This is a genomic window from Corynebacterium frankenforstense DSM 45800, assembly GCF_001941485.1.
Taxonomy (GTDB): domain Bacteria; phylum Actinomycetota; class Actinomycetes; order Mycobacteriales; family Mycobacteriaceae; genus Corynebacterium; species Corynebacterium frankenforstense.
The window spans coordinates 1,179,864-1,201,983 of the sequence record NZ_CP009247.1 but is presented as its reverse complement, the minus strand read 5'-3'; the positions used below and the strand labels follow the sequence as shown (position 1 = coordinate 1,201,983).

The 22,120-nt window shown below is 72.2% G+C and carries 18 protein-coding genes and 1 pseudogene; 3 read left to right on the top strand and 16 right to left on the bottom strand.

Annotated elements, in window-relative coordinates; genetic code table 11:
* Window positions 1-191: 191 nt before the first annotated feature.
* The 14 genes and pseudogenes from nusB to aspS all read right to left on the bottom strand — a co-directional run.
* Window positions 192-626 (bottom strand): annotated as a pseudogene (nusB, locus tag CFRA_RS11850) (transcription antitermination factor NusB); the annotation flags it as partial.
* Between the two features lie 16 nt (window positions 627-642).
* Window positions 643-1,206, bottom strand: a complete 564-nt coding sequence (gene efp / locus CFRA_RS05210) for an elongation factor P (RefSeq protein ID WP_075663744.1) — start codon at window positions 1,204-1,206, stop codon at window positions 643-645.
* A 108-nt stretch (window positions 1,207-1,314) separates the two neighbouring features.
* Complete coding sequence (locus CFRA_RS05205) at window positions 1,315-2,409, bottom strand: M24 family metallopeptidase (RefSeq protein ID WP_075663743.1); 1,095 nt, start codon at window positions 2,407-2,409, stop codon at window positions 1,315-1,317.
* 81 nt (window positions 2,410-2,490) lie between these two features.
* On the bottom strand, window positions 2,491-2,964 hold the full coding sequence (gene aroQ, locus CFRA_RS05200) for a type II 3-dehydroquinate dehydratase (protein ID WP_075663742.1): 474 nt from the start codon (window positions 2,962-2,964) through the stop codon (window positions 2,491-2,493).
* 49 nt (window positions 2,965-3,013) lie between these two features.
* Entirely contained in the window at window positions 3,014-4,630 is a 1,617-nt protein-coding gene (gene aroB / locus CFRA_RS05195) for a 3-dehydroquinate synthase (protein WP_075663741.1), read from the bottom strand.
* Window positions 4,627-5,928 carry a chorismate synthase gene (gene aroC, locus CFRA_RS05190; RefSeq protein WP_083666853.1) on the bottom strand — a complete coding sequence of 434 codons (1,302 nt, stop codon included), beginning with the start codon at window positions 5,926-5,928 and terminating at the stop codon, window positions 4,627-4,629. Before aroC ends, aroB begins: the two co-directional genes overlap by 4 nt.
* Before the next feature lie 12 nt (window positions 5,929-5,940).
* Window positions 5,941-6,471: a prepilin peptidase gene (locus CFRA_RS05185; RefSeq protein WP_245797700.1), complete on the bottom strand. Its 531-nt coding sequence runs from the start codon at window positions 6,469-6,471 to the stop codon at window positions 5,941-5,943.
* Between the two features lie 40 nt (window positions 6,472-6,511).
* Complete coding sequence (locus tag CFRA_RS05180) at window positions 6,512-7,366, bottom strand: shikimate dehydrogenase (protein WP_245797699.1); 855 nt, start codon at window positions 7,364-7,366, stop codon at window positions 6,512-6,514.
* Entirely contained in the window at window positions 7,363-8,655 is a 1,293-nt protein-coding gene (mltG, locus tag CFRA_RS05175) for an endolytic transglycosylase MltG (RefSeq protein ID WP_075663740.1), read from the bottom strand. The genes CFRA_RS05180 and mltG overlap by 4 nt, the downstream gene beginning before the upstream one ends.
* 67 nt (window positions 8,656-8,722) lie before the next feature.
* Entirely contained in the window at window positions 8,723-9,340 is a 618-nt protein-coding gene (gene ruvX, locus CFRA_RS05170) for a Holliday junction resolvase RuvX (RefSeq protein WP_075663739.1), read from the bottom strand.
* A gap of 191 nt (window positions 9,341-9,531) precedes the next feature.
* Window positions 9,532-12,213, bottom strand: coding sequence for an alanine--tRNA ligase (gene alaS, locus CFRA_RS05165; protein ID WP_075663738.1), 2,682 nt, complete (start codon window positions 12,211-12,213; stop codon window positions 9,532-9,534).
* A 287-nt stretch (window positions 12,214-12,500) separates the two neighbouring features.
* On the bottom strand, window positions 12,501-13,883 hold the full coding sequence (locus CFRA_RS05160; RefSeq protein WP_075664890.1) for a replication-associated recombination protein A: 1,383 nt from the start codon (window positions 13,881-13,883) through the stop codon (window positions 12,501-12,503).
* A gap of 8 nt (window positions 13,884-13,891) precedes the next feature.
* Window positions 13,892-15,226 (bottom strand): phosphotransferase family protein, encoded by a 1,335-nt coding sequence (locus CFRA_RS05155; protein WP_075663737.1) that lies wholly within the window; start codon window positions 15,224-15,226, stop codon window positions 13,892-13,894.
* 174 nt (window positions 15,227-15,400) lie between these two features.
* Entirely contained in the window at window positions 15,401-17,236 is a 1,836-nt protein-coding gene (gene aspS, locus CFRA_RS05150; RefSeq protein WP_075663736.1) for an aspartate--tRNA ligase, read from the bottom strand.
* Window positions 17,237-17,337: 101 nt separating this feature from the next.
* On the opposite strand from aspS, the gene ypfJ reads away from it, so the two are divergent.
* On the top strand, window positions 17,338-18,228 hold the full coding sequence (gene ypfJ / locus CFRA_RS05145) for a KPN_02809 family neutral zinc metallopeptidase (RefSeq protein ID WP_075663735.1): 891 nt from the start codon (window positions 17,338-17,340) through the stop codon (window positions 18,226-18,228).
* Window positions 18,229-18,240: 12 nt separating this feature from the next.
* On the opposite strand, the gene CFRA_RS05140 is transcribed toward ypfJ, so the two are convergent.
* Window positions 18,241-18,873 carry an NAD(P)-dependent oxidoreductase gene (locus CFRA_RS05140; RefSeq protein ID WP_075663734.1) on the bottom strand — a complete coding sequence of 211 codons (633 nt, stop codon included), beginning with the start codon at window positions 18,871-18,873 and terminating at the stop codon, window positions 18,241-18,243.
* 207 nt (window positions 18,874-19,080) lie between these two features.
* On the opposite strand from CFRA_RS05140, the gene CFRA_RS05135 reads away from it, so the two are divergent.
* Entirely contained in the window at window positions 19,081-19,443 is a 363-nt protein-coding gene (locus CFRA_RS05135; protein ID WP_075663733.1) for a winged helix-turn-helix transcriptional regulator, read from the top strand.
* A 117-nt stretch (window positions 19,444-19,560) separates the two neighbouring features.
* On the opposite strand, the gene CFRA_RS05130 is transcribed toward CFRA_RS05135, so the two are convergent.
* The gene (locus CFRA_RS05130; protein ID WP_075663732.1) at window positions 19,561-20,472 is read right to left on the bottom strand and encodes a TetR/AcrR family transcriptional regulator; all 912 of its coding nucleotides are present in this window, start codon (window positions 20,470-20,472) and stop codon (window positions 19,561-19,563) included.
* A 243-nt stretch (window positions 20,473-20,715) separates the two neighbouring features.
* On the opposite strand from CFRA_RS05130, the gene CFRA_RS05125 reads away from it, so the two are divergent.
* Window positions 20,716-22,113: an aldehyde dehydrogenase family protein gene (locus CFRA_RS05125; protein ID WP_075663731.1), complete on the top strand. Its 1,398-nt coding sequence runs from the start codon at window positions 20,716-20,718 to the stop codon at window positions 22,111-22,113.
* Window positions 22,114-22,120: the final 7 nt, after the last annotated feature.

The window sequence follows — 22,120 nt, the reverse complement described above, 5'->3', positions numbered from 1 at the left end:
GTCCTGGCGTCGCCCGCACCGCCGGCGGCCTCGTCCGCGACCTCGGCATCGACGTCGTCGGTCGAGGTCTCGGCGGCATCGGCGTCAGCCGAGGTCCCGGCGGCGTCCCCGGCTGCGGCGGCGTCAGCCGCCGCAGCGTCAGCCGCCGCGGCGCCGGCGGCCGCGGTGCGCAGTTCCTCGCGGTTGTGCGCGACCTCGTCGAGCAGCGCGTTGATGTACGGGCCGGCGGCGTCGGTGGAGTACTCGCTGGCCAGCTCGACGCCCTGGGCGACGGCGGCCGGCACGGGCACGTCCTCGTTGAACAGCAGCTCCCAGACGGCCACGCGCAGGATGGCGCGGTCGACGGCGGGGATGCGCTCGAAGTCCCAGTCCTCGACGAGGTAGCGCTCGATGGCGTCGTCCACGCCGTCGAGTTCCTCGGCCACGCCGGCGACGATCTGCCGGGTGTAGTCGGCGACGGGGGCGACCTGGTTCTCCCGGTCGCGCGCCAGCTCGACCCGCTCCTCGACCACGGCCACGGGGTCGAGGTCCCGGGCCTCCGACTCGAAGAGGATGTCCACGGCGCGGCGGCGGGCCTTGTACCGGCTGCCCCGACGACGGAACTTGTCTACGCGTTCGCTGCTCACTGTGCTCTCGCCCGGACTAGTTGTTGACGCGGGAGAGGTACTCGCCGGAGCGGGTGTCGACCTTGAGCACGTTGCCGGTCTCGATGAACAGCGGCACCTGGATCTCGGCGCCGGTCTCGAGGGTGGCGGGCTTGGTGCCGCCGGTGGAGCGGTCGCCCTGCAGGCCCGGGTCGGTGTGCTCGACCTTGAGGTCGACGGAGACGGGCAGCTCGGCGAAGAGGGCCTCACCGTCGTGGAAGGAGACCTGCACGCGCATGTTCTCCAGCAGGAAGCGGGCGGCGTCGCCGAACTTGTCCGGGGTCAGCTCGTACTGCTCGTAGGTCTTGTCGTCCATGACGACGTAGGCGGAGCCGTCGAAGTACAGGTAGGTCATGTCGCGGCGGTCCACGGTGGCCGTCTCGACCTTCACACCGGCGTTCCACGTCTTGTCGATGGTCTTGCCGGAGACGACGTCCTTGAGCTTGGTGCGCACGAAGGCCGGGCCCTTGCCGGGCTTGACGTGCTGGAACTCGATGATCTGCTGCAGCTTGCCATCGACCTTGAGGACAAGGCCGTTCTTGAAGTCGGCGGTGGTTGCCACTGAGTGACTCTCCTGACGTGACGATGTGCTATCGGTTTTCGGACTCGGGACAGCTTACACCACGGCCCCTGCCCCGGGTCCCGGCCGGGGCGGTGGGCGCGGGCGGCGTCAGTCGATGACGGTGAGCTCGCGCGGGAACTCGGTGATGATCTCCGGGCGGCCCGGGGTGATGATCAGGGTGTCCTCGATGCGCACGCCGCCGCGGCCCGGCACGTAGATGCCCGGCTCGATGGTCAGCGTCATGTTCTCGGCGAGCGTGCCCTGGCCGCGCTGGGAGGCGAAGGGCGCCTCGTGGACCTGGCGGCCCACGCCGTGGCCGGTGGAGTGCACGAAGTACTCCCCGTAGCCCGCCTCGGAGATGACGGCGCGCGCGGCGGCGTCGACCTCGGCGACGGGGCGGCCGACGGTGGCGGCCTCGATACCGGCCTGCTGGGCCCGGCGGACGACCTCGTAGATCTCGCGGGAGAACTCGTCGGGCTCGCCCATGACCAGCGTGCGGGTCATGTCCGAGTTGTAGCCGAGGCGCAGCGCGCCGAAGTCGATGGTGACCAGGTCGCCCTTCTCGATGATCCGCTCGCCGGCGCCGTGGTGCGGCTTGGCGGAGTTCGGTCCGGAGGCGACGATCGTCGGGAAGCTCGTGGACTCCCCGCCGTTGAGCCGCATGCGGTGCTCGAGGTCGGCGGCGACCTCGCGCTCGGCGCGTCCCACGGCCAGCTCGCCGTTGTCGATGAGCCCCTTGAAGGCCTCGTTGGCCAGGGCGGCGACCTCGCGCAGGCGGGTCAGCTCGAGGCCGTCCTTGACCAGACGGATCTCCTCGATGACCCCGGAGACGGGCACCAGGGTGATGTCCTCGCCGGCGGACTCGCGCAGCTTCTCCAGCTCGGAGACACTCAGGTAGTCGGCCTCGAAGCCGACGCGGCGCGGCCGGTCCAGGCCGTCGAGCAGGGTCGCGGCGTAGGCGCGGTCGATGACGGCCTCGATGTCCGGGACCTCCTCGGCGACCTGCGTGGCGTAGCGGCCGTCGGTGCAGATCGTCGCGGAGAGGTCCTTGGACAGCACCAGCGCGCCGTCGTCACCGGTGAACCCGGAGAGGTAGCGCACGTGCAGCGGGCTGGTCACCAGCATCGAGTCGATGCGCTGGGCGGCCAGCCGCGCGGCGAGGGTGCGCCGCCGGGTGAGGAAGCGGGTGTCGGCGAGAGCCATGGGTTCAACCTCCGGGTTCGTTTTATCGGGCTGAACTCACTCTAGTTCCCCGCCCGGCCCCGGCGACAGGCCCTTGCGGCTTCAGGCGCTTTCCGACGCCCGCGCCAGCGCACCCAGTGCGGCGAGGTAGCCGTAGGTGCCCAGCCCGGCGATGACCCCGCGCGCGATCGGCGAGAGGTAGGAGTGGTGCCGGAACGCCTCGCGGGCGTGGACGTTGGAGATGTGCACCTCGTAGAAGCCCGCGCCGTCGGAGATCTCGGCCAGGGCGTCGCGCAGGGCGACGGAGGTGTGGGTGAAGCCGCCGGGGTTGATGATCACCGGCAGGCCGCGGTCGGCGGCCTCGTGGACGCGGTCGATCAGCTCGCCTTCGTGGTTGGACTGCGCGAACTCTGCGCGCCAGCCCAGGCGCTCGGCCTCGGCGGTGATCTCCGCCTCGACGTCGGCCAGGGTGGTCGTGCCGTAGATCGCGGGCTCGCGCTTGCCCAGGCGGTCCAGGTTGGGCCCGTTGAGGACGAGCACCACGGGGGTCTCGGTGCCGGGGTTCTGCTCGCTCATCTGGTGTACCTCTCCTTCGGTTGGTGCCCGGTCGGTGGCCGGTCCGCGCCTAGTCGGTGCCGCCGACGGCGGCGTAGGCCGCGCGCAGCTCCTCCTCGGAGGGACCCTCAATGCGCGTGGTGCGGCCGACCCTGCCGTCCAGGGCGACGAAGCGCAGGCGGCCGTCGCGGTTCTTCTTGTCGTGGCTCATCGCCTCGCGCAGCTCCGCCCACCGGCCGTCGCGGTAGACGGTCGGAAGGCCCACGGACTCGAGGATGTCACGGTGGCGCTGGACCAGGGCGGCGTCGATGAGCTCGCGGACGTGGGCGAGCTCGGCGACGAAGACCATGCCCACGGCCACCGCGTCGCCGTGGCGCCAGCGGTAGTTCTCGCGGCGCTCGACGGCGTGGCCGAAGGTGTGGCCGTAGTTGAGGATCTCGCGCAGGCCGGACTCCTTGAGGTCCTTGCCCACCACGCCGGCCTTGACGGTGACCGAGCGGCGCACCAGCTCGGGCAGGGAGCCGTCGGCGCGCAGCGCGGCCTCGGGGTCCTCCTCGTAGCGGCGCAGGATCACCGGGTCGGCGATGAATCCGGTCTTGACGATCTCGGCGGAGCCGGCGACGAGCTCACGCCTCGGCAGGTCGACCAGGTAGTCGAGGTCGCAGAAGACGGCGGAGGGCTCGTGGAAGGCGCCCACGAGGTTCTTGCCGGCCTCGGTGTTGATGCCGGTCTTGCCGCCGACGGCGGCGTCGACCATGGCCAGCACCGTGGTGGGCACCTGGACGACCCGGATGCCGCGCATCCAGCAGGCGGCGACGAAGCCGGCCAGGTCGGTGGCCGCTCCCCCGCCGAGGCCCACCAGGGCGTCGGCGCGGGTGAAGCCGAGGCGGCCGAGCTCGGCCCACAGGCGTCCGGCGCTCTCGAGGGTCTTGCCGTCCTCGGCGTCGGAGACGGGCAGGGCGTGCGCGTCGAGGCCGGCGGCGCGCAGGGCGGCGACGAGCTTGTCCGCCCGGGCGGCCAGCGGCGGCTGGTGGACCACGCCGACGTGGTGTACGCCGGTGTCGACGAGGTGTGCGGCCACCGCGTCGGTCAGCCCGTGGCCGATGGTCACGGTGTAGGGCGACGGCCCGCGCACGGCGACGCGCTCGAGGTCGCAGTCGGGCGCGGTGCGCGGGGCAAGGTTCTCCAGGCCGGCGAGCACCTCGGTGACGACCTGGGCCGGGGTGCGCCCGTCGGTGCGCACGTGCAGGTCGGAGACCTCGCGGTAGAACTCCTCGCGCGCGGCGAGCAGGTCGCGGTAGTGCGCCAGCGGGTCGTCGGAGGCGAGGATCGGGCGGGTCGCCTCGTCGGCGGTGCGGCGCACGCCCTCCTCGGCGGAGACGTCGATCCAGACGACGTCGTGGTTGGCCAGCATCTCGCGGACCTTGGGCGTGGTCACCGCACCGCCGCCCAGGCTGACCACGCCCTCGCGGGTCAGGGCCTCGGCGACGACGCGGGCCTCGAGCTCGCGGAAGGCGGGCTCGCCGATCTCGGAGAAGACCTCGCCGCAGCTGCGGCCGCGGGCCTGCTCGATCATGGTGTCGGTGTCCGTGTGCACGGTGCCCAGGGCGCGCGCCAGGCGGCGGGCGACGGTGGACTTCCCGGCGCCGGGCGGGCCGACCAGGATCACGGTGTTCGGGGCGCTCATCGGGCGGCCTCCTCGTCGGTGGCGGCGCCGGCCGCGGAACCAGCCGAACCGTCCTCGGTGTCTGCACCGGAGTCGGCGGCGGCGCCCGCGCCGAAGGCGAGGCGCTCGTCGACGGCGGCCAGGTAGGCCGCGACATTGCGGCGGGTCTCGGCGAGCGAGTCACCGCCGAACTTCTCCGTGACGGTGGTGGCCAGGGTGAGCGCCACCATGGCCTCGGCGACCACGCCGCCGGCCGGCACCGCGCAGACGTCGGAGCGCTGGTGGATGGCCTTCGCCGGCGAGCCGTCGGCCATGTCGATGGTGCGCAGGGCGCGCGGGACCGTCGAGATGGGCTTGAACGCCAGGCGGGTGATCAGCGGCTGGCCGTTGGTCATGCCGCCCTCAAGGCCGCCGGCGCGGTTGCTCAGGCGGTGCACCTCGTGGTCGCCGTCCTCACGCACGATCTCGTCGTGGGCCTCGGAGCCGCGGCGGCGGGCCTCGGCGAAGCCGTCGCCGATCTCGACGCCCTTGACGGACTGGATGGACATCAGCGCCTGGGCCAGCCGGCCGTCGAGGCGGTCGCGCCAGGTGGTGTGCGTGCCCAGGCCGACCGGCAGGCCGGTGACGGCGACCTCGACCACGCCGCCGAGGGTGTCGCCGGCCTTCTTGGCGGAGTCGATCTCGGCGACCATGGACTCCTCGGCGGCCTTGTCCGCGGCACGCACGGGCGAGGCGTCGATGCGCTCGAGGTCGCCCGCGCCCGGGGTGGGCCCGGCGTAGGGCTCCGAGGCGCCGATGGACACGACGTGGGAGACGACCTCGACACCGAGGGTCTCGCGCAGGAACGCCTTGGCCACGGCACCGGCGGCCACGCGCGCGGCGGTCTCGCGGGCCGAGGAGCGCTCGAGGACCGGGCGGGCCTCGTCGAAGCCGTACTTGACCATGCCGGCGAAGTCGGCGTGGCCGGGCCGCGGGCGCGTCAGCTTCGCCCCGCGGCCGGACTCCATCGCCTTGGCGGTCTCGGGGTCCGCCATGTCGATCGCGTCCGGGGACATCACGGTGGTCCACTTCGGCCACTCGGAGTTGCCGATCATGATCGCCAGCGGGCCGCCGATGGACCTCCCGTGCCGGGCGCCGCCGAGGACGGTCAGCTCGTCGGCCTCGAACTTCATCCGCGCCCCGCGCCCGTGGCCGAGGCGGCGGCGGGCCAGTTCGCGGCCGATCTCGGCGCGGTCCACGGGCGTGCCCGCGGGCAGGCCCTCGAGCAGGGCGATGAGCGCCTGCCCGTGGGATTCTCCAGCTGTGGTCCATCGAAGCATGGGCACATTGTGTCACAACACCTGTGCGACCAAACACACCAGGACTGTGGCCGTGACCATGCCCGGCCCGTGCGACAGCGCCCGGCGGCGGGTGAGCGCCATCGCCGTGATCGTGAGCACGCTCGAGCCGATCACGGCGGCGGCCAGGCCGCCCGCGCCCGCGGCGAGTGCGGCGGCCGTGCCGAGTGAGAGGGCGAGCTTGACGTCTCCCCCGCCCACCCCGCCGATCAGCCGGCCCACGGCCAGGTAGAGCAGCGCCCAGGCCAGTCCCCCGACAATGGCCCAGGGCTGGCCGAGCACCACGGCGGCGAGGGCGGCGACGGCCGCGCCGGGCAGCGTCAGTGCGTCGGGCAGCAGCCGCCGGCGCAGGTCGATGACGACGAGCGCGGACGCCCACGCGGCGCAGCAGGCCACGGCGACGGCGCACAGGACGCCGGCAGCGACGCCGTGCGCGACGTCGCCGACGGCACCGGACGCGACGCTGTGTGCGACGCTGTGCGCGACGCCGCCGGCGGCGCCGCCGGGCAGTGCGGTCTCCCCCAATACATCCCCCCGATGATCCCCCTGGTCCCCCTACTGCATATCAGACCGCGGCCTCGATCGCCGCGCGCATCTCCTCACGCGGGGCGTCCACCCCGGTGAACTGCTCGAACTGCCCGAAGGCCTGATGGGCGAGCATGACGTGGCCGGCGGCGGTGAGGAAGCCGTTGGCCGCGGCGGCCACGCACAGCTTCGTCGGGCGCGGGTCGTAGACGACGTCGAGCACCGGGGCGTGGCCGAGGTCCTCGGCGTAGGGGTCGGCGATGCTGGCCGGCACGGTGGAGACGACCACGTCGGCGGCCAGCGACAGCGCGCGCAGGTCCTCGTCCCAGCGGCGGAAGACCATCTCGGTGCCGGAGCCCTCGACCAGGCCCGCGAGCTCGGAGTGGCGGTCGGAGCGGTTGACCACGTCGACGCGCTCGACGCCGCGCTCGACGAGCGCGAAGAGCACCGCGTGCGCGGTGCCGCCGGCGCCGAGCAGCACCGCGTGGCGGATCTCCGAGGCCGGGCCCTCCGGGTTGCGCCCGGTCAGCTCGTCGAGGGCGCCGTGCACGCCGTCGACGTCGGTGTTGTCGGCGCGCCAGCCGCCCGCGGGCAGGCGCACCAGCGTGTTGGCCGAGCCCACGGCGCGGGCGCGGTCGGTGACCTCGTCGGCGAAGTCGAGCGCCTCGAACTTGCCCGGCATGGTCACCGAGAACCCGGCGTACTCCGCCCCGGCGCCGCCGACCAGATCGGCGAGCCCGCCGCGCGGGCAGAGCATGCGCCCGTACTCCCAGTCGTCCAGGCCGGCGGCGCGGTAGCCGGCGTTGTGCAGCAGGGGCGACAGCGAGTGCTCGACCGGGTCGCCGAGCACCGCGGCGCGGTGGCGGATCTCCCGCCTCTCCTCTTCCCCGCTCACTGCTGGTCCGCCTCGCCGCCGCGGCCGGCGGCACCCTGGCCGTCCGCCGGGGCGCCCTCGGCCGGGGCCTCGCCCGGGGCGTCCCCGCCCTCGGCGCGCTCGACGTCCTCGGCCCCGCCGGGGCCGGTGTGGGTCCCGCCGCGGTTGGAGTCCAGCACGCCGGACTCGATGGCCCGGTTGACGTCGGCCAGGTGCGAGTCGTAGTCGTCGTTGAAGACCGTGGTGCCGTCGGAGTCGACGGTGACGAAGAACTTCCAGTTGCCCTCCGCCGGGTGCTCCATGGCCTCGACCGCCTCGGCCGAGGGGCTGGCGATCGGGGTGTCCGGCAGGCCGTCCTTGGCGTAGGTGTTCCACGGCGTCTCGCGCGCGCGGTCCTCGTCGGTGGTGGCGACCTCCTGCTCGGCGACGTCGTAGTTGACGGTGGAGTCGAACTCGAGGCGCATCGGCTCGTCCAGGCGGTTGAGGATCACGCGGGCGACCTTGTCGAACTCCCCGGCCGGCGACTCGCGCTCCACCAGGGAGGCGGCGGTCAGCAGCTCGTAGGGGCTCAGGCCCACGGCCTGGGCGCGCTCGACGATGCCGGTCTCGTTGTACCGCTCGGCCGAGCGCCCGATCAGGTCGGCGAGGATCTCCTCGGCGCTCATGGTCGGGTTGAGCACGTACTGGCCGGGCATGATCAGCCCCTCGAGGCGGCGCGGGTCCTCGCCGCGGGCCTCGATCGCCTCGCGCGCCCAGTCCGGCACGTTGAGCGCGGCCAGGTCGGCGGTGGCGCCGGCGTGGGCGATCTCCTCCGGGCTCATGCAGCCCTCGGCGTCGTTGTGCGCGCCGCACAGCGACTGGGAGATCAGCGAGTAGATGCCGTAGCGGGTGTCGCCGCCGACGACGGTGACGTCCATCAGCGTCGCGCCGCCCTGCACGTCGAGCAGCTCGACGCGGTTGTCCGGGTCCAGCAGCGCGTCGACGGCGGCCTGCGCGCTCATCTCGCCCTGCATCCGGTAGAAACCGGGCTCGATGGCGCTCGCACCCTGGGTGGACATGGCGGCGGACTGGAAGGCGGCGTCGGTCTTGACGATGCCGCGCTCCTCCAGTTCGGGGCCGAGCTCGGAGAGCGAGGAGCCCTCGGAGACCTCGACGAGCTCGACCTCGCCGTTGCCCTCGCCCTGGTAGTCGGTGCCGGAGCCCGAGGAGACGCGCACGCCGATGTAGACGACGGCGCCGATCATCAGCACAATGGCTGCGATGAGCACGGCGAGACCGCGCTGCCGCCGCTTGACGTAGCGCGGCTCCATGCGCCGGCCGACGCGACGCCCCGTCCGGGTCCGACGGGTGGTGCGGGAGGTTCGGGACATGCTGGTCTTACTCCTCTGTCGTCTTTCGGTTGCGCCGCGCGAGGTCGGCGGGGCTCGGCGCGGGACGCGCCGGGCGTTCTGCGTCGCTTGCCGACGCCGCGGTGGTCTCCCGTGCCAGGTACGTGCGGCGTCCGTCGAGCCAGGTCTGCAGGATCTCGACGGCGGCCGCCTGGTCGATCACGCCGCGTGAGCGGCGTGCGCTCACGCCGGAGGAACGCAGGGCGGTGGTCGCCGCGACCGTCGTCAATCGCTCGTCGGCCAGCCGCACGGGGACCCCGGGCAGCAGGGCGGCGAGGACGGCGGCGAAGGCGCGGGCGTGGTGCACGCTGGTCGAGCCGTGGCCGGAGAGGTTGCGCGGCAGGCCGACGATGATCTCGACGGCGCGGTACCCGCGTGCGATCTCGGCGACGCGGGCCACGTCCGGGAAGTCGGCGGCCGCAGGTGCCTGCCCGGCCGCGCGCAGGTCCGCCAGCCCGCTGACGCGGGCGACGGTCTCCACGGGGGTGGCCAGGCTGCCGTCGGAGTCGCTGGCGGCGACCCCGATGCGCACGGTGCCGACGTCGACGCCGATGCGGCGACCCCGTCCGGGGTCGTCCACCCCGGGGGTGTCGACGCTCTCCTTCATCAGCGGGGGCCTTCCTAGGGCGCGGGATCGTGCCGCGCCCGCTCCTCGACTCGGCGGTACGCCCCGGAGGCGGCGGGCACGCGGAAGGCGCGCCCGGTCGCGCGGAGACGGGGCTCACCGATGAATGTACTTGATGGGTCCCCGGGGACGCCGGTGGCCGTCCCCGGGCGTGGCGGGGACGGCGCCCGGGTCTAGCGGCCGGCGAGCTCCTCGCGGGCGGCCTTGAGGCCGGCGTCGAAGCCCTCGGGCTTGCCGCCGGAGCCCTGGGCCATGTCGGCCTTGCCGCCACCGCGGCCGTCGACGTAGCCGCCGATCAGCTTGACCAGGTCGCCGGCCTTCGCGCCCGCCTCGACGGCGGCCGGGTTGGCGGCGACGATGAACGGCATCGAGCCCTTCTCCGGGTCCTTCGAGGCGAAGACGACGACGCCGGGCTCGGAGCCGAGGCGGTCGCGGGCGGCGCCGGCGACGGTGCGCAGCTCCTTGCCGGTCACGCCGTCGTCCAGCCGGGCGCCGACGAAGCGGAACGTGCCCGCCTGCGCGGCGTCGGCGACCAGGTCGGCGGTCTGGGCGGTCAGCTGCTGGGCCTTGAGCTCGGCGACGCGCTTCTCGGCGGCCTTGAGGCGCTCGGCCAGGGCGCGCACGCGGTCCGGCACGTCGGCGCTCTGCGCCTTGAGCTCGGCGGCCACGCCGGAGACCAGCGCGGTCTCCTTGGACATGAAGCGGAAGGCGTCGAGACCGGAGTAGGCCTCGATGCGCCGCGCGCCGGAGCCGACGGAGGACTCGCCGAGCACGGAGACCGGGCCGATCTGCGAGGAGTGCGAGACGTGGGTGCCGCCGCACAGCTCGCGGGAGAACGGGCCGCCGATCTCGACCATGCGCACGTTGTCGCCGTAGGCCTCGCCGAAGAGCGCCATGGCTCCCATGTCCAGGGCGTTGTCCAGGGTGGTCTCGATGGTGTTGACCTCGTAGTCGGCGTCGACGGCGCGGTTGGTCACCAGCTCGATCTGCTGGAGCTGGTCCGGGGAAAGCTGGTGGGTGTAGGCGAAGTCGAAGCGCAGGTAGCCCGGGCGGTTGAGCGAGCCGGCCTGGACGGCGTCCGGGCCGAGGATCTCGCGCAGCGCGGCGTGGATGAGGTGGGTCGCCGAGTGCGCCTGGCGGGCGCCGTGGCGCCACGCGGCGTCGACCTCGGCGGTGACCTCGTCGCCCACGGCCAGGCCGCCGGCGGCCACGGTGGACTTGTGCAGCCAGACCTTCTTACCCACCTTCTGCACGTCGTTGACGTCGAGGGTGGTCGCGCCGGCGGAGATGGTGCCGCGGTCGGCCATCTGGCCGCCGGACTCGGCGTACATCGGGGTCGCGTCGAGGATGACCTCGACCTCGTCGCCCTCGTGGGCCTCGTTGACCAGCTTGCCGCCGGAGACCAGGCCGAGGACCTTGGCGGAGCCGGTGAGGTCCTCGTAGCCGTGGAAGACGGTCGGGTGGGAGTCGACGAACTCGCGGTAGACGGAGAGGTCGGTGTGGCCGTGCTTCTTGGCGCGGTTGTCGGCCTTGGCGCGGGCCTTCTGCTCGGCCATGGCGGCCTCGAAGCCGTCCATGTCGACCTCGAGGCCGGCCTCGTGGGCCATCTCGAGGGTCAGGTCGATCGGGAAGCCGTAGGTGTCGTGCAGCTCGAAGGCGCGCGCACCGGGGACGGTGGCCGCGCCCTTGCCCTTGAGGCTCTCGGCGGTCTGCTCGAACAGGCGGGTGCCGGAGGCCAGGGTGCGCAGGAAGGTGTCCTCCTCGCCGACGGCGACGTGCAGGATGCGCTCGCGGTTGCGGGCGATCTCCGGGAAGGACGGCTCCATGGTGTCCATGATCGTGGTCATGAACTTCTCCATGGTCGCGCCGGTGGCGCCCAGCAGGCGGGCGGAGCGGATGATGCGGCGCAGCAGGCGGCGCAGGATGTAGCCGCGACCCTCGTTGGAGGGGCTGACGCCGTCGAGGATGAGCATCATGGCCGTGCGCGAGTGGTCGGCGATCACGCGGAAGCGGATGTCGTCGGCACGGTCGGCCGCCGGGTCCTCGTAGGTGGAGCCGGTGACGGTCTCGGCGACGTCGATGACCGGGCGCAGCAGGTCGGTCTCGTAGACGTTGTCCACGCCCTGCAGGATGCAGGCGACGCGCTCGACGCCGAGGCCGGTGTCGATGTTCTTCTTGGGCAGGTCGCCGAGGATCTCGAAGTCGTCCTTGCCGATGCCCTCGCCGCGCTCCTTCTCCATGAAGACCAGGTTCCAGATCTCCATGTAGCGGTTGTCGTCGGCGACCGGGCCGCCCTCACGGCCGTACTCGGGGCCGCGGTCGTAGTAGATCTCCGAGCAGGGGCCGCAGGGGCCGGGCACGCCCATGGACCAGTAGTTGTCGGCCATGCCGAGGCGCTGGATGCGCTCGCGGGGCACGCCCATCTTCTCGTGCCAGATGTCGGCGGCCTCGTCGTCGTTCTCGTAGACGGTCACCCACAGCCGCTCGCGGTCCAGGCCGAAGCCGCCCTCCGCCACCGGACCGGTCAGCAGGGTCCAGGCGTGGGTGATGGCACCCTCCTTGAAGTACTGGCCGAAGGAGAAGTTGCCCGCCATCTGGAAGAAGGTGTTGTGGCGGGTGGTGATGCCGACCTCGTCGATGTCGAGGGTGCGCACGCACTTCTGGATCGAGGTCGCGGTGCCGCTCGGGAAGGGCGGCGTCTGCTGGCCGAGGAAGTAGGGCTTGAACGGCACCATGCCGGCGTTGACGAACAGCAGATTCGGGTCGTCGAGGATCAGCGAGGCGCTGGGCACGGGCGTGTGGCCGGCCTTCACGAAGTGGTTGGTGAACCGCTCCCGGATCTCATGTGTCTGCACGACGGGGTCTTCCTTGCATCTGTCGGGTGTGCGGGGCGCCCGAGTTGCCTCGGCGCCGCCCGCGGGTCGGAAGCACACTTTACCCCGTCGACCGCTCGCGTCAGTTCCCCACCCGGGCGACGTTCCCGCGGCGGGGCCACCCGGGCAACGTTCCCGCGGCGGGGCCACCCGGGCAACGTTCCCGCGGCGGGGCCACCCGGGCGACGCTCACGCGGCGGGCCCCGCCCGCCGCTCCCCCGCCGGGCGGCGCGGGTCGCACGCCCGTGCGTGCGGCACGGCGTCGGAAATCAACGACGCCCGCGCACGATGCGGCGCAGTGAGTCGACGAGCGCGCTCACACGTTTCTCCGCACCGTGGTCGGTGGGCGCGTAGTAGACGGCGTCGTCGAGCTCCTCCGGGATGTAGCGCTGCTTGACGACGCCGCGCGCGTCGTCGTGCGGGTAGACGTAGCCCACGGCGTTGCCGAGGTCCTTCGCGCCCGAGTAGTGGCCGTCGCGCAGGTGCGGCGGGACGGGGCCGACCTTGCCGGCGCGGACGTCGGACAACGCCGCGTCGATCGCGCGGATCACGCCGTTGGACTTCGGCGCCGTGGCCAGGTGGATCGTGGCCTGGGCCAGCGCGAGGCGCCCCTCGGGCATGCCGATGAACTGCACGGCGTCGGCGGCGGCCACGGCGGTCTGCAGGGCCGTCGGGTCCGCCATGCCGATGTCCTCGCTGGCGTGGACGACGAGGCGGCGGGCGATGAAGCGGGGGTCCTCCCCACCCTCGATCATGCGGGCCAGGTAGTGCAGGGCGGCGTCGACGTCGGAGCCGCGGATGGACTTGATGAAGGCGCTGGTGATGTCGTAGTGCTGGTCGCCGTCGCGGTCGTAGCGCACCACCGCGCGGTTGACGTTCTCGCGGATGGTCTCCACGTCGAGCTCGCCGCCGTCGGCGACGGCCTCGGCGGAGGCCTCCAGGTAGGTCAGCACGCGCCGGGCGTCGCCGGCGGCGAGGCGCACCAGCTGGGCGACGGCGTCGTCGGAGAGCGTGATGCGCCCGGCCAGGCCGCGCTCGTCGGCGGCGGCGCGGCGGACCAGTTCGGCGAGGTCGTCGTCGCTCAGGGGCTTCAGCTGCAGCAGAAGCGAGCGCGAGAGCAGCGGAGAGACGACGGAGAAGGACGGGTTCTCGGTGGTGGCGGCCACGAGCAGCACGGTGCGGTTCTCCACGGCGGCCAGCAGGGCGTCCTGCTGGGTCCGCGAGAAGCGGTGGACCTCGTCGATGAAGAGGACGGTGCGGCGGCCGGCGATCAACTCGCGCCGGGCCCGGTCGATGACCTCGCGGATCTGCTTGACCCCGGAGTTCAGGGCCGACAGGGCGATGAAGTCGCGCCCGGTGGAGGTGCTGATCAGCGAGGCGATCGTGGTCTTGCCGGTGCCGGGCGGGCCGTAGAGGATCACCGAGGAGTCGCCCTGGCCCTCGATCAGGCGGCGCAGCGGGGTGCCCTCGCCGAGCAGGTGACGCTGGCCGAGGACCTCGTCGAGCGTGCGCGGGCGCATCCGGGCCGCGAGCGGGGCGTTGGCGTCGACGGAGAAGTACTCCGCCCCGCTGCGCCCGGGGCCGCCCGCTCCGGGGCCGCCGGGGCCGTCGGCGTTCGCGTCGCCGGAGCCGAAGAGTGCGTCCTGTGCCAAGGAGCCGGTCACCTGGCCTCGGGGTCGCGGTGGTCCTCGGCGCCGGGCGCGGAGTCACGGTCGGCGTCGATGCCCAGGGCGGCGTCGGAGTCGTCGAGGAGCTCGGCCAGCGCCTCGGCGAAACCGGTGACCACGCGGGTGCGCGGGTCCGCCTGGCGGCAGGTCGCCTCGCGGCCGGCGAAGCGGGCCAGCGCCTCGAAGGTCTCGAAGAGGTCGCGGCGCAGCATCAGCTCGGCGTCCGAGAAGTCGAGGCTGCCCGGGGCGGCCAGCAGGCGCTCGGCCGGGGTGACGTCCTCCGGGTAGCGCCCGATGGAGGCGTCACCGGCGGCGGCCGCGACGGCGTCGACGACGTTGTGCGAGGAGCCGTAGTGCAGGTTGGCCACCTCGGCCAGGGCCACGCCGAGCAGCGCGGTGACGAGCCGGCCGTGCAGGGCGTGGTCGTCGCGCACGGTCGGCCAGATCTGGTCGACCTCGTGCGTCCAGGCGTCGACGAAGACGTCGGCCTCGTCGTCGCTGATCGGGCGGGTGGTCAAGAAGCCCGGGAAGCCGGAGATGACCGAGGCCAGGTCGAAGCCGACGTCGCGGAAGGCCGCCCACTCGTAGTCCAGGAACTGGGTGCGTCCGGCGACGATGATGTTGTCGGGCGAGAGGTCGATCGGGGTGAAGGCGCGGCGCCCGCCCTGCAGACGCTTGGCCGCCTCGCGGCCGAGCTCCTCGACGGGACCGGGGACGGTGATCCCGACGGAGCGGATGAGCTCCATGCCGCGGTCGATGACGAAGCGGTGGGCCGTGGAGCGGTAGCGGTTGACGGAGGCCGCGTCCGGGTAGGTGCGCCCCAGCCGGGTGCGCAGGGTCTCGAAGTCCTGCTCGCGCTCGGCGGTCGCCGCGTGCATGCGGCCGAGGGCCTGGCCCAGGTTGCGCAGGATCTGGAGGCGATCCTCGGCATCGCCGGTGTCCAGCAGGTCGGCGAAGGTGTCGCCGTCGCCGGAGTCGGAGATGACGATGGTGCGCTCGTCGATGTCGTAGGCGAGCAGCACCGGGCCGGGTCGGGCCTCCTCGGGCAGCGAGGTGGTGAACTGGTAGGCCACGATCTCGCGCACGAGCGCGGCGTCGTCGAGCTCGTCGTCGGTGACCGGGATGTACTTGACCACCAGGCTGCGTTCCTGGAGGAAGGGGTTGGCCGCCAGCCGCACGCGCAGCACGACCGAGTTGCCCGTACCGTGCAGTTCCTCGGAGCCGGTGATCTTCTGGGTGCCGCCGAAGCGCCGGGCGAGCTGGCGCTCCGCGGATCTGCAGATCTCCTCGATGTCCGGGACTGCGGGGGTTCTGGGTTCGGTGGGCACGGGCGGACTTCTCCTTGTGTTGCACACGTCCCGCGCGCGAGAACGCGGCGGGGGGACTCCATTGTCCTCCCGCCGCGCGCTGCGGGCAACGGTTCGCCGGCTGCCCTGGGGCGGCCGGCGGCGCGTCGGTGTGGGGACCGGCTCCGCGTCAGCGGGCCGGACCGCGGTGTACTGCTACTTCTCGGGCTGGGCCTTCTTCTCGGCCGCGGCGGCCTTGTCGTCCTGGCCGCCCTTCTTCTTCGGCTTGGCGTCGATGCCGGACTCGCGGCGCTGCTCCGCGGTGATCGGCGCCGGGGCGTCGGTCAGCGGGTCCACGCCGCCGCCCGACTTCGGGAAGGCGATGACGTCGCGGATGGAGTCGAAGCCGCCGAGCAGGCTGACGATGCGGTCCCAGCCGAAGGCGATGCCGCCGTGCGGCGGGGCGCCGAAGGCGAAGGCGTCGAGCAGGAAGCCGAACTTCGCGCGGGCCTCCTCCTCGGTGATGCCCATGACCTGGAAGGCGCGCTCCTGGACGTCGCGCTGGTGGATACGGATGGAGCCGCCGCCGATCTCGTTGCCGTTGCAGACGATGTCGTAGGCGTAGGCCAGCGCGCTGCCCGGGTCCTTGTCGAAGGTGTCGAGGTACTCCGGCTTCGGCGAGGTGAAGGCGTGGTGCACGGCGGTCCAGGCGGAGTGGCCCAGGGCGACGTCGCCGGACGCGGTCGCGTCGGCGGACGGCTCGAACATCGGGGCGTCGACGACCCAGGTGAAGGCCCAGTCGCCGTCCTTGATCAGGCCCAGCTTCTCCGCGATGGCGCCACGGGCGGCACCCAGCAGGGCGCGCGAGGACTTGGTCTCGCCGGCGGCGAAGAAGATGCAGTCGCCCGGCTTGGCGCCGACGTGCTCGGCGATGCCGGCGCGCTCGGCGTCCGTGATGTTCTTGGCCACCGGGCCGGAGAGCTCGCCGTCCTCGCCGACGAGGATGTAGGCCAGGCCCTTGGCGCCGCGCTGGCGGGCCCAGTCCTGCCAGGCGTCGAGCTGACGGCGCGGCTGCGAGGCGCCGCCGTCCATGACCACCGCGCCGACGTACTCGTTCTGGAACACGCGGAAGGTGGTGTCCTTGAAGAAGTCGGTGCACTCGGTGATCTCGATGTCGAAGCGCAGGTCCGGCTTGTCGGAGCCGTAGCGGCGCATGGCCTCCTCGTAGGTCATGCGCGGGATCGGGGTCTTGACCTCGTAGCCGATGAGCTTCCACAGCTCGGTGACGATCTCCTCGGCCAGGGCGATGATGTCCTCCTGGTCGACGAAGCTCATCTCGATGTCGAGCTGGGTGAACTCGGGCTGGCGGTCGGCGCGGAAGTCCTCGTCGCGGTAGCAGCGGGCGATCTGGTAGTAGCGCTCCATGCCTGCGACCATCAGCAGCTGCTTGAACAGCTGCGGGGACTGCGGCAGGGCGTACCAGCTGCCCGGCTTCAGGCGGGCGGGCACGAGGAAGTCGCGGGCGCCCTCCGGGGTGGAGCGCGTCAGCGTCGGGGTCTCGATCTCGGTGAAGTCGTGGGCGTCGAGGACGGCGCGGGCGGCGTGGTTGGCCTTGGAGCGCAGGCGCAGCGCCTCGTGCTGGTCGTGGCGACGCAGGTCGAGGTAGCGGTACTTCAGGCGCGTCTCCTCGCCGACCTCACCGGAGGCGGACGGGTCGTCGATCTGGAACGGCAGGGCCGCCGAGGGATTGAGGATCTCCAGCTCGGAGACGTTGACCTCGATGGCGCCGGAGGGCAGGTTCGGGTTCTCCGAGCCCTCGGGGCGGGCCTCGACCACGCCGGTGACCTTGATGCAGTACTCACTGCGCAGGTCGTGGGCGCGCTCGGCGACCTCCGACTCACGGAAGACGACCTGGGCGACGCCGGAGCGGTCGCGCAGGTCGATGAAGATGACGCCGCCGTGGTCGCGACGACGGGCCACCCAACCGGTCAGGGTGACCGTCTCACCGGCGTGGTCTTTGCGGAGTTCCCCCGCGAGATGAGTGCGCAGCACGAGGCCACACGTCCTTTCCTCGTAAGATGCCAGAATACGTCCGCACAGTTTACCCTCCCGCCGGCCGCGCCCGTGCAGTGGGCGTGTGGCATGATCAGTCCATGACTTTCCGTGGTGACCTCCAGCGCAGCACCGACCGAGTGAGCACCTCCTCCGGGGGTCGCCGCGGCGGTATCGCCGTGGGCGGCGGGCTCGGCGGCCTGGTGCTCGTCGGCCTCTTCCTCCTCCTCGGCGGCAATCCGGCGGACATCGGTCTGGGCGGCGGGGGCGCCGACCAGGGCCAGGCGGAGCAGGGCGCGCAGGCCTACGACCTCGACCACTGCGAGACGGGCGCGGACGCCAACGAGCACGACGACTGCCGCGTGCTCTACACCGCCTACTCGGTCGACGAGGTCTGGGACAAGGTGCTGCCCGAGCAGGCCGGCATCACCTACGAGAAGCCGGGCGTGGAGATCTTCCGCGACTCGGTGCAGACCGGCTGCGGTTTCGCCTCCGCACAGACCGGCCCGTTCTACTGCCCGGCCGACCAGACGCTGTACCTGGACGTCTCCTTCTTCGAACAGCTCGGCCAGCTCGGCGGCGAGAACGCCCCGCTGGCGCAGGAGTACATCGTCGCCCACGAGTTCGGCCACCACATCCAGAACCTCGAGGGCACCCTCGGGCTCTCGGACTACGAGAACCCCGGCGAGGACTCGAACGCGGTGAAGATCGAGCTGCAGGCCGACTGCTACGGCGGCATCTGGGCCCACTACGCGGACGCCGAGAACGGCGGCGACCTCGAGCCGATCTCGAAGGACCAGCTGGCCTCCGCCGTCGAGACCGCCGGCGCCGTCGGCGACGACAACATCCAGCGCCGCAGCGGCGGCGAGGTCAACCCCGAGGCCTTCACCCACGGCTCCTCGCAGCAGCGCCAGGAGGCCTTCCTCGCCGGCTACAACTCCGGCGAGATGGCGCAGTGCGACACGCTGGACCGCGGCGCGTACCAGAGCTAGGCGCTAACTGAACTACCAGCGCAGCGAGATGCGCTCGTTGACGTGCGCGGCGTCGCCGTCGGCCTCGGCCTCGTCGACGAGACCGACGGCATAGTCGGCGTAGGAGATCGCCGAGTCGCCCTCGGCGTCGGTGGTGAACTCCTCGCCGGCCTGGACGTACTCGCCGGTGCGCTCGCCGTCGGCGCGGAAGTCCGCGGCCGGGCTGATGAACGTCCAGCGGACGTCCTCACGGCCGCGCAGCACCTCGAGCTGGCGGATCTGGCCGCGGGCGACCGGGAGGAAGGCCTCGGGGAAGTCCGGGGTCTCGGCGAGCATCTTCGAGTGCGCCTCGTCGACGAAGAGGCTGCCCGCGCCGCCGACGACGATGAGGCGGGTGTCGGTGCCGGCCAGGGCGTCGGCGATGGTGGTCACGGTGGCCGCGTGCTGGTCCTGCGCGTCGAGCGGGAAGGACAGGGCGTCGACGACGACGTCGAAGCCGGAGAGGTCCTCGGCGGTCAGCTCCGCTGCGTCCCGGCGCAGCTCGTGCGCCGCCTCGGACTCGTTGGCCCGACGCACCACGGCGGTGACGTCGTGCCCGCGCGAGGTGGCCTCGGCGGCGATGCGGCTACCGGCCTTGCCGTTCGCTCCGATGACTGCGAACTTCATGGTTGAACTCCTTCTGTCTTGCACGGTTCTTTGACTGCGCTGATCTCTGCCTGCACTGCTCTCGGCCGACCCTGCTTCTCTCGCGAGGCTCGTCCCGCAGTGCGTTCTGTACCGGCGCAGGTGGGGTACCCGCGCCGTCGTCAAGCGACTGTAGTATCTTTTGGTAACTAGGCAGCAAATGGAAACCGAGGCACCCGGAGGTAACTCATGGCTTCAACCGGCACAAAGACGACGCGCATCGCCGCCTCAGACCTGCCGGCGTGCCCGGTCGAGACGTCGTTGGCGGTCATCGGCAAGAAGTGGAAGGTGCTCATCCTGCGCGAGCTGCGGCGCGGGCCGCTGCGCTTCGGCGAGCTCAAGGCGAACATCGACGGCGTCAGCCAGAAGATGCTCACCACGAACCTGCGGGAGATGGCCGACGACGGCCTGCTGACCCGCACCGCCTACCCCGAGGTTCCCCCGCGCGTGGTCTATGAACTGACCGAGCTGGGCGCGAGCCTCTCCCCCGTCCTCAACGCGCTCGCCGAATGGGGCGAGGGGTATCAGGAGCTCCGCGCGGGGCGGGGTTAGCACCTAGTCGGTGCGGCGGGGTTAGCACCCACGCGGTGCGGCGGGACTAGCACCGAGGCGGTGCAGCGGGGCCGGCCTCCCACCGCGGGACGGGACCCGGCCACCGCCGCGAAGGCGTCAGCCCTCGGCGTCCTCGACGATCTGCTCCACGCCGTCGAGCAGCCGCCCGAGGCCCCACTCTACGGGCACCGCGGCGTAGGGGTTACGCGCGCCCTCGATGGCTGACTCGAGGTCCTCGACCTGGCCGGCCAGGCCGGCGGCGGCCGCGGAGCTGTCGTCGATCAGTTCCCCGGGGTCCGCGGGGGCCTCGGAGCGCCCGGTGGCGGCCGCTCCCCCGTCAATGACGCCGGTGTAGGCGTCGAGCACGCGCGCGAAGGCCGGGGTGACCACGTCGCCCGGGCCGGCGGTGAAGATCGTCGGCGGGGCGTTGTAGTCCATCGCGGCACCGAAGAGGAAGTTCTCGAAGGCCACGATGACCGGCACGACGTCGTGGTCCGGGATGCCGCCGGCGAGCATGGCACGGGCGACGACCTCGTACATGTTCCGGATGTTCGGCGAGCCGGCCACCGGCAGCGTGGCGATCAGGGGGATCAGCTCGTGCTGCTCGGCCAGCACCGTGCGGTAGGACCGCGCCCAGTGCTCGAGCGCGGCGCGCAGCTGCTTCCCGCGGGACCGCGGGGCGTCGGCGGAACCGGTGTCCCCGGCGGCACGGGAAAGCCCGTGGTTTTCCGGGAGCCCCCGATCCCGCCCGGCCGGTCTCGCACCGTCGGCGCGCACCGTCCGCGCGAGCTCCGCGAGGGCGGAGGTGTCGACCCGGGAGAGAACCTCGTCCTGGACGAAGACGAGCAGCTGGTCCTTGCCCGAGATGTGGTTGTAGAGGGCGGACGGGGCCACCCCCAGCTTCTCGGCGAGCCGGACCATGGTCAGCGCGGAAGCGCCGTCAGCCTCGACGATCTCCATCGCCGCCGCGCCGATCACCTTCCGGGTCAGGCCCGGGGGCCGTCCGCGCCGACGTTTACGTGCGCTCATCACCCCTCCTTACCCGTCGGTGAACACCGACTGTCTCGTATCGCGTCACGGCCGTCCGGCCGCGTTTTTATTCAGGCAACAACGATACATAGCCCGACAGGCATTTGGCATCCGTTGCCAGTTAAGTCCCCGATTGTCAGGGCCAAATTTCGGTTACATGTCTATCGTGGTTGTGAAACCGGTCACCGAACGCCATGCCCCAGCCGCGACCGTACCCGCAACACCACGGAAAGGAAAGAGCACGTGAACGCACCCGCCTACCGCTCGGTCAACCCCACCACCGGTGAGCTCCTCGACGAATACCCCCACATCACCGCCGAGGACCTCTCCGCCGCCCTGGCCGCCGCCGACGAGGCCTTCGGCTCCTGGGCGGCGCGCCCGATCGAGGAGCGCGCCGAGGTCGCCCGCCGCGTGTCCGAGGTGCTGCGCGAGCGCGGCGACGAGCTCGCCGCCCAGGTCACCCGGGAGATGGGCAAGCCCGCACCCGAGGCCGCCGGCGAGGCCGAGCTGGCCGCCGACATCTTCGCCTACTACGCCGAGCACGGCCCCGAATTCGCCGCTGAGCAGGTCCTCTCCGACACCGACAAGGAGCGCACCGTGCTCCAGCACCTGCCCGTCGGCCCGCTGCTGGGCATCATGCCGTGGAACTACCCGCTCTACCAGGTCGCCCGCTTCGTCGCGCCGAACCTGGTCCTGGGCAACACCATCCTGCTCAAGCACGCCGAGTCGACGCCCGGCTGCGCGCTCGCCATCGAGGCCGCGCTGCGCGAGGCCGGGGTGCCCGAGGGCGTCTACCGCAACATCTTCGCCGGCCACGAGCAGGTCAGCGAGATCATCGCCGACCCCCGAATCCAGGGGGTCTCGCTGACCGGCTCCGAGCGCGCCGGCGCCGCCGTGGCCGAGCAGGCCGGCCGTCACCTCAAGAAGGCCGTCCTCGAGCTCGGCGGCTCGGACCCGTGGATCCTGCTGTCGAGCGACGACATCGAGAAGGACGCCGCCAAGGCGGTGGGCGTGCGCCTCGAGAACGCCGGCCAGGCCTGCAACTCCAACAAGCGCATCATCGTCTCGGCGGACATCTACGACCGCTTCGTCGACGCCGTCATCGCGCGCGTCGCGGCACTCAGCCCGGGCGACCCGGCCGACGGCGAGGAGGACACCTACGGCCCGCTGTCCTCGCGGAAGGCCGCCGACACCATCGAGGAGCAGCTCACCCGCGCGGTCTCGGCCGGCGCGCAGCTGCGCATCGGCGGCGAACGCCTGGTCGAGGGCGCCTTCGGCGACGGCTTCTACGTCTCCCCCGCCGTGCTCACCGACGTCCCGCGCGGCAGCGACATCTACTACGAGGAGTTCTTCGGCCCGGTCATCACGATCTTCCGCGTCGAGAGCGACGAGGAGGCCCTCGAGCTGGCCAACGACACCCAGTACGGGCTCGGCTCGACGGTCTACGCCACCGAACCCGGCCGCGCCGAGGCCGTCGGTGCGAAGCTGCGCGCGGGCATGACCGGCGTCAACGGCGCCGCCCCGGAGTCGGAGGACATGCCCTTCGGCGGGGTAAAGCGCTCGGGCTACGGCCGCGAGCTCGGACCGGTCGGCATGGACGAGTTCGTCAACAAGCGCCTGTACTCGGTGCGCAAGGCGTAAGCGTCCG